The organism is Pseudomonas sp. JV245A, from assembly GCF_032424515.1.
Lineage (GTDB): Bacteria > Pseudomonadota > Gammaproteobacteria > Pseudomonadales > Pseudomonadaceae > Aquipseudomonas > Aquipseudomonas protegens.
Genome location: NZ_VYKE01000142.1, coordinates 1 through 13028, shown reverse-complemented (window position 1 = coordinate 13028; position 13028 = coordinate 1). Strand labels below are relative to the sequence as shown.

The window sequence follows — 13028 nt, the reverse complement described above, 5'->3', positions numbered from 1 at the left end:
TGCTCGAACCCGAGCAGGAAGTCACCGCCGCTGCGGCCGAAGAAGCCGCCGCAACCCTGGAAGAAGCCGAAACCACCATGCACGGCTGGCAGGAGCAGTGGGACGCCTTCAACCTGAGCTCCGCCGAGCCGCGGCGCCAGGCGGAAGTGCAGCAGTCGCGCATCCAGCAGCTCGAAGGCAGCATGGAGCGGCTGTCCGAGCGCCAACGGCGCCTGGGGGAGGAGCGCGAGTTGCTTTCGGCCGACCCAGAAGACGCGGCGATCCTCGAACTCAACGAACAACTGGCCGCCAGTGAGGCGACCCTGGAAGACCTGCAAGCCAGCGAGGAGTCCCAGGTCGAGCGCCTGGAACAACTGCGTCAGCAATTGCAGCAGGCGACCCAGGCACAGCAGCAGGCCCAGGGTGAATTGCAGCGCCTCAATGGCCGGCTGGCCTCCCTGGAAGCCTTGCAGCAGGCCGCGCTGGACCCCGCCACTGGCACTGCCGAATGGTTGCGTGAGCAGCAGTTGGCCGAGCGTCCGCGCCTGGCCGATGGCATGCATGTGGAAGCGGGCTGGGAGCTGGCGGTGGAAACCGTGCTTGGCGCCGATCTGCAGGCGGTGCTGGTGGACGATTTTACCGGCCTTGACCTCGCGGGTTTCCAGCAAGGCGATCTGCGCCTGCTGAGCCAGCAAGGCGATGCAATGCGCATCCCCGGCAGCTTGCTGGACAAGGTGGAATCCACGGTGGATCTGTCGCCTTGGCTGGGTCAGGTCAAACCGGTGGAAAACCTCGAACAGGCCCTGGCCTTGCGTGGGCAACTGGCTGCCGGACAGAGCCTGATCAGCCGCGATGGCTACTGGGTCGGCCGGCATTTTTTGCGGGTGCGCCGAGCCAGCGAAGCGGAAAGCGGCGTGCTGGCCCGGGGTCAGGAAATCCAGCAATTGACCCAGGAGCGCGATGAGCGCGAAGCCAGTGTCGAGGCCCTGGAAAGCCAGTTGCTCAACCTGCGGGCCCAGCAGCGCCAGCAGGAGAACGGTCGCGAGCATCTGCGCCGTCTGCTGCAGGACGAAGCCCGCCAGCAAGGTGAGCTGAAGGCCAAGCTGTCTGCCGGCAAGGCCAAGGCCGAACAACTGACCTTGCGGCGTACCCGTCTCGATGAAGAACTGGTGGAGCTTGGCGAACAGCGCGAGCTGGAACACGAACAGATTGGGGAGGCGCGCCTGCAATTGCAGGACGCTCTCGACAGCATGGCCCTGGACACCGAGCAGCGTGAGCTGCTGCTGGCCCAGCGCGACAGCCTGCGCGAGCGTCTTGACCGGGTGCGCCAGGAAGCGCGCCAGCACAAGGATCACGCCCACCAGTTGGCAGTGCGCATGGGCTCGCTCAAGGCCCAGCACGATTCCACCCGGCAGGCTCTGGAGCGTCTGGAGCTGCAATCCGAGCGTCTGACCGAGAAGCGCGAACAACTCAGCCTCAACCTGGAAGAAGGCGAGGCGCCATTGGAAGAGTTGCGCCTGAAGCTCGAAGAGCTGCTGGAAAAACGCATGACCGTGGATGTGGAGCTCAAGACCGCGCAGATCGCCCTGGAAGATGCCGACCGCGAATTGCGCGATGCCGAGAAGCGCCGCAACCAGGCCGAGCAGCAGTCGCAGTTGATTCGTGGCCAGTTGGAGCAGCAGCGCATGGAGTGGCAAGCCCTGACCGTGCGCCGCAAGACCTTGCAGGAGCAACTGCTGGCCGACGGCTACGACCTGGACGGCGTGCTGGCGACCCTGACCGCAGAAGCCAGCGAGCAGGCCGCCGAAGAAGAGCTGGAACGGATTGCCGCACGGATCCAGCGCCTGGGCGCAATCAACCTGGCGGCCATCGACGAATATCAGCAGCAGTCCGAGCGCAAGCGCTATCTGGATGCCCAGGACGCCGACCTGGTGGAGGCCCTGGAAACCCTGGAGAACGTGATCCGCAAGATCGACAAGGAAACCCGTAATCGATTCAAAGATACCTTTGATCAGATCAACGGCGGTTTGCAGGCGCTCTTTCCAAAAGTTTTTGGTGGCGGCAGCGCTTATTTGGAACTGACGGGCGAAGATCTACTCGATACAGGGGTAACGATCATGGCGCGTCCTCCGGGCAAGAAGAACAGCACCATTCATTTGCTCTCCGGTGGCGAAAAGGCATTGACCGCATTGGCCCTGGTATTTGCCATCTTCAAGTTGAACCCGGCGCCGTTCTGCATGCTCGACGAAGTTGACGCACCGCTGGATGACGCTAACGTTGGACGCTACGCGAGATTGGTTAAAGAGATGTCGCAGACCGTGCAGTTCATCTATATCACCCACAACAAGATCGCCATGGAAATGGCTGATCAGTTGATGGGGGTAACGATGCACGAACCCGGTTGTTCGCGCCTGGTAGCCGTGGATGTCGAGGAGGCGATGGCGATGGTGGACGCTTGAGTCCGGGCGACTGAGGCGACTGTAGGGGGGATTTTTCCCATTACCCAGCTGGCCAATCGATATATTGGCCCTAGCCGTTGCGACAGACGGTGTAAAGTTGCCTTTGGTCGTGCTAGTTTAATGTCAATTTTTCCTATGCGTGGGCAAAACGTCATTCAGAACATAGAGTTGGCGCCACGTTTTAAAGCGGTTTGCAGATTGTAAACCCCTTATTTTTCAGCATTTTTTATAGAGGCACGGGATTACATGGAAATCGGTCTGCGCGAGTGGCTGATCGTCATCGGCATTATTGTTATCGCCGGTATTCTTTTTGATGGCTGGCGGCGTATGCGCGGCGGCAAGGGGAAGTTGAAGTTCCGTCTTGATCGAAGTCTTTCCAATCTGCCGGACGATGAAGGCAGTGCCGAGCTGTTGGGCCCGCCCCGCGTTCTGGATACCCATAAAGAGCCGCAGTTGGACGAGCATGACCTGCCGTCGGTCAGCATGCCTGCCCGCGAACCGCGGGAAAGCTCTTCGTCCAAGCGCGGCAAGCGCGGTGGCGAGCCGCATCAGGGCGACCTCAACCTGGACCTGGATCTGGACAGTGGCCCGAGCTTCAGCAGCCGCGACGATGATTTCCCGGCTGAGGAAAGCAAGTCCGCGAGCCACAGCGACAAGGACCAGCCGCAAGCCGAAGAAGTGCTGGTGATCAGCGTGATCTGCCGCGACGCTGCCGGCTTCAAGGGGCCGGCCCTGTTGCAGAACATCCTGGAAAGCGGCCTGCGTTTTGGCGAGATGGATATTTTCCACCGCCACGAAAGCATGGCTGGCAACGGCGAGGTGCTGTTCTCCATGGCCAACGCGGTCAAGCCGGGCGTGTTCGACCTGGACGATATCGACCACTTCAGCACCCCGGCTGTCAGCTTCTTCCTCGGCCTGCCGGGCCCGCGTCACCCCAAGCAAGCCTTCGACGTGATGGTGGCGGCGGCGCGCAAGTTGTCTCAGGAGCTCAATGGCGAGCTCAAGGACGATCAACGCAGCGTCCTGACTGCCCAGACCATCGAACACTACCGCCAGCGCATCGTCGAATTCGAACGCCGCGCCCTGACCCAAAAGCGCTAAGCTCCTGGAGCCAGCCCCTCCATGTAGGGGCTGGCTTGTACAGGAACTGGCTTGCCAGCGAAGCCCTTGCCCCAATCTTCAGATCGAGCAGCCTAGGCTGCTCTTTTGCTTTGTGAGAGAACCCCATGACCGCCGCCGAAACCCGCATTCTTGAGCTGCGCGCTGAGCTGGACCAGCACAACTACCGCTACCACGTACTGGATGAACCCAGCATCCCGGATGCGGAATACGACCGGCTGTTCCGTGAGCTCAAGGCCCTGGAAGCCGAGCACCCTGAACTGGTGACCAGCGATTCGCCAACCCAGCGTGTCGGCAGCGCAGCGCTTTCGGCCTTCACCCAGGTGCGTCATGAAATCCCCATGCTCAGCCTCGGCAACGCTTTCGAGGAAGTCGACATGCGCGAGTTCGATCGCCGGGTCAACGAAGGCCTGGACCTGCCGGCCGGTGATCTGTTCGGTGGCGGCGCGGCGGTGGAGTACAGCTGCGAGCCCAAGCTCGATGGCCTGGCAGTCAGCCTGCTGTACCAGGATGGCGTACTGGTACGCGGCGCCACCCGTGGCGATGGCACCACCGGTGAAGACATCAGCGTCAATGTGCGTACCGTGCGCAACATTCCCCTCAAGCTGCAAGGCAGTGGCTGGCCGGCAACCCTGGAAGTGCGCGGTGAAGTGTTCATGTCCAAGGCCGGCTTCGAGCGCCTGAACGCTGCGCAACTGGAAGCGGGTGGCAAGACCTTCGCCAACCCGCGCAACGCAGCGGCGGGCAGCCTGCGCCAGCTGGATTCGAAGATCACCGCCAGTCGGCCCCTGGAGTTCTGCTGCTATGGCCTGGGCCAGGTCAGCGCGGATATCGCCGACACCCATATCGGCAACCTTGAACGGTTGAAGCAGTGGGGCATGCCCATCAGTCGTGAACTGCGGCTGGCCAAGGGCATCGACGAATGCCTGGACTACTACCGCGAGATCGGCGAGCGGCGCAATGCGTTGCCTTATGAGATCGACGGCGTGGTGTTCAAGGTCAACAGCATCGCCTCCCAGCGGGAACTGGGTTTCCGTGCCCGGGAGCCGCGCTGGGCCATCGCCCACAAGTTCCCGGCCATGGAAGAGCTCACCGAGCTGCTGGACGTGGAGTTCCAGGTCGGTCGTACCGGCGCCGTGACGCCGGTGGCGCGCTTGCAGCCGGTCAAGGTGGCCGGGGTCACTGTATCCAACGCTACTTTGCACAACATGGATGAAGTGGCGCGCCTGGGCTTGATGATCGGTGACACGGTGATCATCCGCCGTGCCGGCGACGTGATTCCGCAAGTGGTGCAAGTGGTGACCGAGCGTCGTCCGGAGAACGCCCGCCCGGTGCAGATCCCCGAGAGCTGCCCGGTCTGTGGTTCCCACGTAGAGCGCACGCAACTGGTCAAGCGCAGCAAGGGCCGGGAAACCGTCAGCGAAGGTGCGGTGTATCGCTGCGTTGGCCGGCTGGCCTGCGGGGCCCAGCTCAAGCAGGCGATCATCCATTTTGTATCCCGTCGTGCCATGGATATCGAAGGCCTGGGGGACAAGACCATCGAACAGTTGGTGGACGAGAACCTTATTGCCTCGCCGGCTGATCTCTACAGGCTCAGATACGAGCAGATCATCGACCTGGAAGGCTTTGCCGAGGTGTCCAGCAACAAACTGCTCAAGGCCATCGAAGACAGCAAGCGTCCGGCCCTGGCGCGCTTCATCTATGCCCTGGGTATCCCGGATGTCGGCGAGGAAACCGCCAAGGTCCTGGCACGCTCCCTGGGCAGCCTGGAGCGGGTTCAGCAGGCACTGCCGCAAGTGCTGACCTATCTGCCGGATGTCGGTCTGGAAGTGGCTCACGAAATCCACAGCTTCTTTGAGGACAGTCATAACCAGGAAGTCATCGGTTCCCTGCTGGCGGCAGATCAATGCGGCCTGGTGCTGCAGGATCAGGGCGAACTGGGCGCCGAATTCGCCGCCAGCACCACCCTGGGCGGCATGCTCGACAAGCTCAACATCCCTTCAGTAGGCCCGGGCGCCGCGCAGAAACTGGCCGACAAGTTCGGCTCACTGCAAGGCGTGATCGAGGCCGACTGGCTGGATATGCGTCAGGCGCTGCCAGAGAAGCAGGCCAAGGCGGTGCGTGAATTCTTCGACAACCCGGCCAATGCACAACTGGCCCAGGCCATCGAACAGCAGCTGCAGGCCTTTGGCATGCATTGGAAGAGCGAGAAGAAGGTGGTTGCGGGCCTGCCGCTGGCGGGGCAGACCTGGGTGCTTACGGGCTCCCTGGAACTGATGAGCCGCGACGTGGCCAAGGACAAGCTGGAAAGCCTTGGTGCCAAGGTAGCGGGTTCGGTCTCGGCGAAGACTCACTGCGTGGTGGCCGGCCCCGGCGCCGGTTCCAAACTGGCCAAGGCCAACGAACTGGGGCTCAAGGTGCTGGACGAAGAAGCCTTCGTGGCTTTCCTGACCGAGCACGGCGTCCCGACCTGACCTGTAGCCGCTGCCGTGCCTTCGGGTGCGCCTCGTCGCCAGCGGCGCAGTGGTACGAATCTTGGAACCCCACAGGCTTGCCCATGATCTAGTCTTGGCAAGCCCCAGGGAGGATTCGCCATGTACCGCTTTTTCGAGCAGCTCAGTTCCCGGATCGCCGCACCCTTCGTCGGCGACCGTTCACGTAATAGCAAACTATGGTCCTGCCGCTGCGGGCAATCGCTGTTCTTTCGCAACAGCCAGTGCCTGGCCTGTTCGGCAATGCTTGGCTACGCACCACACCTGGGGCTGCTGTCTTCCCTGCAGCCCGGGCCGGCGGGCGATACCTGGGTGCTGGATGCCAAGCCCGAAGCCGGTGCCTTCAGGCGTTGCGCCAACCTCGATACCCCGGCAGCCTGCAACTGGCTGCTGTCGGCGCATCTGACCGACAGCCTGTGCGTGGCCTGCAAGCTCAATCGCACCATTCCCGACCTGTCCATAGCCGAGAACCCGGAGCGCTGGCGCAAGGTGGAAATTGCCAAGCGCCGGCTGGTAGCGCAATTGCTTGACCTGGGGCTGCAGGTGATCCCCAAGGGCGAAGATGAGCAGGCCGGGCTGGCCTTTGATTTCATCGGTGTTGATCTGGAGGGCAGGGCGCCGGTTACCGGGCATGCCAACGGCCTCATTACGCTGGATATCAAGGAAGCCGACGACGCCCACCGGGAAAAGATCCGTGCCCAGATGCATGAGCCTTACCGCACCCTGCTCGGGCATTTCCGTCACGAAGTGGGGCATTACTACTGGGACCGGTTGATAGCCAACAGCCTCTGGCTGGAAGCCTTTCGCAGCCTCTTCGGCGATGAACGCTACAGCTACGCGCAAGCTCTGGAGCGGCACTACCAGAAGGGCGCGCCAGCTGGCTGGCAGCAAAGCCATGTCAGCGCCTACGCCACCATGCACCCCTGGGAAGACTGGGCGGAGACCTGGGCTCACTACCTGCACATGGTGGATGCAGTGGACACCGCCTTGGGGTTCGGCATGAGCGCCCGGGACGTCGACCTCGACTACCAGCCGTTTCCCTTGAGCAGCCTCTATGATCCGCAGCATCCAGGCGGGCCGGCGTTCCTGGCTTTCGTCAACGCCTGGATCGAACTGGCGGGCATGCTCAACGAACTGTCCCGCAGTATGGGCCAACCGGATTTCTACCCCTTCATCCTGCCGCCCGCGGTGATTGCCAAATTGCATTTCATTCACCTGGTGATCCAGCAGGAAGGCGGCCGCGCCGACGAAGTCCTGTCCCTGGAGTGATCCTCTCCGTCCTGTAGGGGAGAGCTTGCTCGCGAAGGCTCCAACGCGATTTCCCTGATGCACCGCGATGCCTGTTTCGCCAGTAAGTTCGCCCCCACGGCAGGTGGGCCACGGCCAAGTGCTTGAAGCTCATCGAATTTTAATCTGCAGCCAGCGGTTGTAAGTTCGACTCAGATAGGTACAATGGCGCGGCTCGCCGTCAGGCGAACGTCGTTATGGTGACCCCATCGGTCCCCCCGCAACGATTACCCGTGAACCTGGTCAGAGCCGGAAGGCAGCAGCCACAGCGGGAACATTGTGTGCCGGGGTGTGGCTGGTGGGGTTGCCTCCATAACGCTCCTCGTTGGTCCTCAACGAGATGAATCAAAATTCCTGCCAACCTTCGAGCTCGTGCAGCATTTCTGTTGACGTGCCGTTGTCGTGCGCCTTGTTTGTGGTTCGCCAATCCCTGTGTCCTGTTGGCCCGGGCGGCGGGCTCCTGGAATATCCAACGCCTTTGCATCAAGGAGTGGTCATGGCGCTAACCAGTAAGATCTCCCTCTATGACGATCGTTGGCCTGCGGCATTTGCAGGGGAGAAGGCGCGCATAGCCAAAGGCTTCGGTTGCGAGCTGATGGATATTCATCACGTGGGGAGCACTGCTGTTCCAGGATTGGCGGCCAAGCCGGAAATCGATCTGCTGGTGGTGGTCGCGGAGCAGGTGGATGAAGCCGCGCGCAATGCCTTCATGGCGACCCTGGGGTATGTCCGGGGTAGCAATCTGTCCCCCGGGCATCATTTTTACCGTCGCGATGTAGAGGGTATACGCACCCACAAGGTGCATGTCTGTGTCGCCGGTCATGAGCAGGTGGGGCGCATGCTGCGCTTTCGCGATCTGTTGCGTCAGGACAGCGGCATCCGCCAACAGTATCAGGATCTGAAGTTTCGGCTTGAGGCCAGCAATCGCGAGGGCATTGGCGAGTACCTTGCGCAGAAGGCCCCCTTTATCGACGCCCTGATGGGGGCTCAGTCATCGTGACTGCCTCGTTGTGCCCAAATGCTCGGTGTTGCCTGCAAGGTTGCTGCGGGCTGTCAGGCCCCCAGCTGCTCCCGCAGCAACTGGGCAAAGGCGTCCCTGGCGCCATGGTGTTGTACATCCTTGTGCCAGACAAAACGGTTATCCACCGGTAGCAGGTCGTCGAAGCGCTGCACGCTCAGGTTGGCCGATTGCGAATAGCGCTCCAGCACCCCTTCCGGTATCAGCGAGACCCCGGCCCCCACGCTGACGCAGCCGATGATGGTGCCCCAGCTGGCATAGCCGGTGATGGGCAGGTTCAGACCGTGCCTGCCCAGCCAGTTTTCCAGGGCGCGGCGATAGGGGCAGCCCGGCGGCCACATGAACAGGTTGTGGTGCTGCAAGTCGCTGGCGCTGCGGATAGGGGCGTTGTTGACGCTGGAGATCAGCACCAGGGGTTCGTGGTAGAGCACGGTCTGTTGCAGTTTGGCCGGCAGGCTGTCGATGGCCACCAGGGCGCCGTCGATGCGTTGGTGCAGCAGCTCTTCAAAGAGTTGCGACCAGGTTCCGGTCACCAGCTCCACGCTCACCTTCGGATAGCGCTTGTGGTATTGCGCCAGCAGGGGAGGCAGGTGCCCACCGGCGCATGACTCGATCGAGCCCAGGCGCAACAGGCCGCTGGGTTCGGCCTGGTTGTCCACCGCACGTTTGGCTTCATCCACCAGGGCCAGGATGCGTTCACTGTAGCCGAGGAAGATTTCCCCGGCGGGGCTGATCCGCAGGCCGCGTCCGACCCGGGTAAACAGCTCGGTGCCCAGCTCGCCTTCCAGCTGCTTGAGGCGGTTGGTGATATTGGACGGCACGCAATGCAGTTGCTCGGCCGCTCGGGCAATGCTGCCGGTGCGGGCCACGGCCTTCACCATTTTCAGTTGGGTCAGTTCCATTGCTCATTTCCAGTGAGGAATAACCTCAGTATCGATTAATTGTGGTGAGTTGTGCAGGGCGGGACACTGCAGGTCCTCTTCTTGCCTCTGGATATCTGTGTCGTGATGCTCTCGCCCCTGTTCAAGCTGGTGCTGGCCACCGCTGCGGTGATTCTGTGTTGGGCCTATTCGCCGGTGGGCATCCATATCGGCCTGGAGGGCTACAGCCCCGGGCACCTGGCCTTGCTGCGGTTCCTGATTGCCTCGCTGTTCATGGCTGCAATGGCGCTGGTGCTGAAGATCTCCCTGCCACGCTGGCGCGACCTGCCCTGGTTGCTGGTACTGGGTTTCTTCGCCATCGCTTTTCATCACGTCAGCCTCAACTACGGCCAGCAAGGGCTGAGCGCCGGAGCATCCAGCGTGCTGGCGCAGTCCGCGCCGATCTTCAGCACGCTGATCGCGTTTTTCTGGCTCAGGGAGCCGGTCAGTGGCTGGCGCTGGCTTTGTGTGGTGATCGGGCTGTTGGGGGCGGTGCTGGTGGTGGCCGGTGACAAGGGCCTGGGGGCGATCGAGCCGCGAGGGCTGCTGGTGCTTCTGGCGGCGTTTTCCTGGGGGCTGTACTTCGTCTTGCAGCGGCGCTTTTCCGGGCGCTATGGGGTATTGACCACTGTCTGCTACATGGTCTGGGGCGGTACGCTACTGCTCTTGGTGTATGCCCCCGGGCTGACGCAGGCGGTGGCCCAGGCATCACTACGGGTGAACCTGGCGGTGCTGTTGCTGGGGCTGTTTCCCAGTGCACTGGCTTACCTGGCCTGGGCCTATGTGCTGGCACGGGTCGAGGTCAGCCGCGCGTCGATCGCGATGTACCTGATCCCGCCGGTGGCGATGCTGCTGGCGGCGACGGTGCTGGGCGAAACTCTGCAGTCCAGCGTGGTGCTGGGGGCGGCGGTGGTGCTGGGTAGCGTGATGGCGATGCAATTGGATGGGCGTTGGCGGTGGCGCCGGCGCTTGTCGGCGACACCTGCCAATGAGGTGCCTGCCGGGCAAGGCCGCTAGTACCGGCCTTGCAAGTGACAGCGCCGCGCAATGGCGGGGCGCTGCCGGGCGGGATTCAGCTCTTTTTCTTGAACAGGCGGCCGATGAAGGCGGCAAGGCCCAGTACCCCCAGGACGATGAATTTCTTGCCGGCCAGGAGCAGTACGCCGAGCTTGGCGAAGAGCCCTGCCTTGCTGGCGAGGCCGCCGGCCACCAGGGCGGCGAGCCCGTAGGAGGCCAGTTTGTCGGTGCTCGGGTTGTAGTCGGCGTAGCGGTTGCCGTCGGTGAAGTTGGTAAAGGCCAGTACCTTGGGAATCTCGCGTTTGATGGTGTCCAGGTCGTCCATTGAAGCCACGGCATTGAGTTCCAGCACGCCTTCGCGGCCCAGCACGCGGATGCTGTAGTTCAGGGTGTGGCTCTGGGCGCCTTCGGCCTTGAGTTCACGGGCCCAGTACATCTTGTGCGACTGTGCGTCATAGCTTGGCTGCTCGGCCCAGCCCAACAGGTGAATGGCGCCGTAGCCCTGTTCCTGGCGCTGCTTGTTGTCTTCCTCGTCCGCTTCCTGCATCTGCTTGAGTAGGTCCTGGTAGTCGATCTTCGCGGCGTCGTCGTCGGAGATGTGCCCATCGTTCTTGTAGCTGATGATCACACCCCAGCCTTCGGCGGACAGCGGGCTGACGGCGCTGGGCACGATCATGCCCAGGGTGGTGAAGCCAGGTGGATTGCCCCAGCCCTCGGTGAGCAGCTTCTCGGTGTCCTTGGGGTTGAGGTAGTAGAACTCCTTGCTCAGATCGAGGCTGGCGATATCTCCGGGCAGCTTGACGTTGCCGTGGCGTGGGGAGAGCGAGGCGAGAAACTGTTCGGCTGTCTGGGGTTCGGCGTCCTTGCTCTCGGGCGCGGTGGCGGCGCTGGCAAGAAAGGGCATGGCGCAGAGGGCGGCCATGGCCATGAGGAGGCGCAGGTACTTCATCGTATTCCCTTACATTTTGTGACAAGTTGGCGGGGAGGATAACGATGAGTGCCGGGCGGCTCAATGTGGCGGTCGGTTTTATTTTGCTGCAGGGTCTGGCGCCGATACGGCGCTGTTTCAGGGCTGGCGACTCAGTCGATGGTCAGGTACAGCACCCGCAGGCGGTGGCCGTCCGGGTCGAGGGCCACCAGGGTGTAGCCGAAATCCATCTGGGTCGGCGGCTGGGCGATGGTCATGCCCAGGGCTCGCCAGTGCCGATGCAGTTCATCCACCGCTTCGCGGCTGTCCACGGCCCAGCCCAGTTCGCCGCCACCGCCGACGGCCTGAGCGCTCGGCTGGACAGTGTGTCGGGACCAGAGGCCAAGCTTGATCCCCGAGTCGAGGATGAACAAGGCGAAAGTCGGGCCGGATTCCACCGGCGGTTTATCCAGCAAGCGGCTGTAGAACTCTGCGCTGAGGGCAGGGCTGTCCACGTAGAGCAGGAAATAGGTGTTGGTGATCATGGCGACTCCAGAGGCCTTTGGGTTGTGCGTTGGGCGCAAGCTTAGGGGGCTGGCCTGTCAGTTCCTGTCAGGAGTCGTCGATTGAAAAAGAGGCCGGCTTATCGGTGTCGATAAACCTGCCTCTTGGAGTTGATTTGTTGCGGGGCTCAAGGCTTGGACAAGGCCTGGTCTACCGCTGCTATCAGCTTTCCCAGATCCTTCGGGGTGGCTTTGTGAATGACACCGAACAAATAAGCCCGCTGTTCCTCTTCGTCGCCCAGATCGGCGAAGAAGGCTTTCAGCTTCACTCCCAGTACTTCGGCTAGCAGAAATAGAGCTTCAACGCTGGGGGTGTAGGTGCCGGTTTCGAAGCGGCTGATGGTTTTTGGGTCAAAACCGGTTTTTTCACCTAGTTCAGCCTGAGTAAGCCCCGCTACCTTTCGATAGCGCTTGATGGCTGCACCCAAACTTGAAATTTGCATCGCTCAATTCCCATTTAGAATCAAGAACTTAACGATAAATATTGGCATTAGACAACACCATGGTTCATCACCTTGCTTTGCAAAATGTGATGCATTTCGTAGAATCGGCGCTTCGGACAGGTATTTGGTGATCTAGTTTCAGAAGGCTGGTTTATGAAACAAGAAATCATTGCATTTCCCTTGTTCACCTAAACCAAGGACTTGGCAGAGGCTCGAACGTCTCGTAAATCCCGCCAACGCTCCGTCCGCCGTCCCCACCTGACGCCTCATCTGATCCTAGTTGATCTCCGTCGAATCGATGGTCAACTGCCGCGCAAACCGCTGTACGGCTGCAATCAGGGCGAACCTTCCGATTGAGCCGTACCGCCAGGAAAGTACATCGCGAATCAGCCTCTTGCCGGGTGCCGGTAACTGTTGATCGCAGGCTGTCTATGGAGTTCTAAAGTGCGTCTCAATTTGCCGGTCACCTCTGTTGAGCAGACCTTTCCCGACCAGCAGCGGCTCATATCCGCCACCGACATCAACAGTCACATCACGTACTGCAACGCCGAGTTCGCAGCGATGAGCGGTTTCAGCCAGGCCGAACTGATCGGCAGCACCCATAACCTGGTTCGCCACCCGGACATGCCGGCGGCGGTGTTCGAGTCGATGTGGGGTTACCTGAAGGCTGGCCAGAGCTGGATGGGTGTGGTGAAGAACCGTTGCAAGAACGGCAATTTCTATTGGGTCAGCGCCTATGTCACGCCGATCCTGGAGGACGGAAAACTGGTGGGCTACGAGTCGGTGCGGGTCAAGCCAAGCCGAGAGCAGGTCAGCCGCGCCGA

Annotated in this window: 11 protein-coding genes and 1 other RNA gene; 8 read left to right on the top strand and 4 right to left on the bottom strand. The window is 61.6% G+C overall.

Going from position 1 to position 13028, the window contains the following annotated elements; genetic code table 11:
* From smc to F6S12_RS25710, 6 genes are all read left to right on the top strand, one after another.
* Positions 1 to 2438: chromosome segregation protein SMC (gene smc / locus F6S12_RS25735; protein ID WP_315869455.1), on the top strand; the 2438-nt coding region annotated here is incomplete at its 5' end.
* Between the two features lie 246 nt (positions 2439 to 2684).
* A complete protein-coding gene (gene zipA / locus F6S12_RS25730; protein ID WP_047284900.1) occupies positions 2685 to 3539 on the top strand; it encodes a cell division protein ZipA in 855 nt (284 codons plus the stop codon).
* Between the two features lie 125 nt (positions 3540 to 3664).
* The gene (ligA, locus tag F6S12_RS25725) at positions 3665 to 6031 is read left to right on the top strand and encodes an NAD-dependent DNA ligase LigA (RefSeq protein WP_152686058.1); all 2367 of its coding nucleotides are present in this window, start codon (positions 3665 to 3667) and stop codon (positions 6029 to 6031) included.
* Between the two features lie 120 nt (positions 6032 to 6151).
* A complete protein-coding gene (locus F6S12_RS25720) occupies positions 6152 to 7318 on the top strand; it encodes a putative zinc-binding metallopeptidase (protein ID WP_161466677.1) in 1167 nt (388 codons plus the stop codon).
* Between the two features lie 225 nt (positions 7319 to 7543).
* Positions 7544 to 7640: signal recognition particle sRNA small type (gene ffs, locus F6S12_RS25715), an RNA gene on the top strand.
* A gap of 192 nt (positions 7641 to 7832) precedes the next feature.
* A complete protein-coding gene (locus tag F6S12_RS25710) occupies positions 7833 to 8336 on the top strand; it encodes a GrpB family protein (protein ID WP_015634772.1) in 504 nt (167 codons plus the stop codon).
* A 53-nt stretch (positions 8337 to 8389) separates the two neighbouring features.
* Here F6S12_RS25710 and F6S12_RS25705 read toward each other — a convergent pair whose 3' ends face one another.
* The gene (locus F6S12_RS25705) at positions 8390 to 9256 is read right to left on the bottom strand and encodes a LysR family transcriptional regulator (protein WP_161466689.1); all 867 of its coding nucleotides are present in this window, start codon (positions 9254 to 9256) and stop codon (positions 8390 to 8392) included.
* A 105-nt stretch (positions 9257 to 9361) separates the two neighbouring features.
* Between F6S12_RS25705 and F6S12_RS25700 the strand changes: the two genes are divergently transcribed.
* The gene (locus F6S12_RS25700; protein WP_041752046.1) at positions 9362 to 10291 is read left to right on the top strand and encodes a DMT family transporter; all 930 of its coding nucleotides are present in this window, start codon (positions 9362 to 9364) and stop codon (positions 10289 to 10291) included.
* 55 nt (positions 10292 to 10346) lie between these two features.
* Here F6S12_RS25700 and F6S12_RS25695 read toward each other — a convergent pair whose 3' ends face one another.
* The 3 genes from F6S12_RS25695 to F6S12_RS25685 form a co-directional block, all read right to left on the bottom strand.
* A complete protein-coding gene (locus tag F6S12_RS25695; RefSeq protein ID WP_065363450.1) occupies positions 10347 to 11240 on the bottom strand; it encodes a DUF2167 domain-containing protein in 894 nt (297 codons plus the stop codon).
* Positions 11241 to 11371: 131 nt separating this feature from the next.
* Entirely contained in the window at positions 11372 to 11743 is a 372-nt protein-coding gene (locus F6S12_RS25690) for a VOC family protein (protein WP_125062705.1), read from the bottom strand.
* Between the two features lie 146 nt (positions 11744 to 11889).
* A complete protein-coding gene (locus F6S12_RS25685) occupies positions 11890 to 12204 on the bottom strand; it encodes a helix-turn-helix domain-containing protein (RefSeq protein ID WP_011060220.1) in 315 nt (104 codons plus the stop codon).
* 444 nt (positions 12205 to 12648) lie between these two features.
* Here F6S12_RS25685 and F6S12_RS25680 point away from each other — a divergent pair.
* The coding region (locus F6S12_RS25680) for a PAS domain-containing protein (RefSeq protein WP_315869454.1) at positions 12649 to 13028 on the top strand (380 nt) is incomplete at its 3' end.

What these genes read in the sequence shown, in the direction of transcription:
- zipA (WP_047284900.1), top strand. Translation starts at nt 2,685, where the DNA reads ATGGAAATCGGTCTGCGCGAGTGGCTGATCGTCATCGGCATTATTGTT.
- ligA (WP_152686058.1), top strand. Translation starts at nt 3,665, where the DNA reads ATGACCGCCGCCGAAACCCGCATTCTTGAGCTGCGCGCTGAGCTGGAC.
- F6S12_RS25720 (WP_161466677.1), top strand. Translation starts at nt 6,152, where the DNA reads ATGTACCGCTTTTTCGAGCAGCTCAGTTCCCGGATCGCCGCACCCTTC.
- F6S12_RS25710 (WP_015634772.1), top strand. Translation starts at nt 7,833, where the DNA reads ATGGCGCTAACCAGTAAGATCTCCCTCTATGACGATCGTTGGCCTGCG.
- F6S12_RS25705 (WP_161466689.1), bottom strand. Translation starts at nt 9,256, where the DNA reads ATGGAACTGACCCAACTGAAAATGGTGAAGGCCGTGGCCCGCACCGGC.
- F6S12_RS25700 (WP_041752046.1), top strand. Translation starts at nt 9,362, where the DNA reads ATGCTCTCGCCCCTGTTCAAGCTGGTGCTGGCCACCGCTGCGGTGATT.
- F6S12_RS25695 (WP_065363450.1), bottom strand. Translation starts at nt 11,240, where the DNA reads ATGAAGTACCTGCGCCTCCTCATGGCCATGGCCGCCCTCTGCGCCATG.
- F6S12_RS25690 (WP_125062705.1), bottom strand. Translation starts at nt 11,743, where the DNA reads ATGATCACCAACACCTATTTCCTGCTCTACGTGGACAGCCCTGCCCTC.
- F6S12_RS25685 (WP_011060220.1), bottom strand. Translation starts at nt 12,204, where the DNA reads ATGCAAATTTCAAGTTTGGGTGCAGCCATCAAGCGCTATCGAAAGGTA.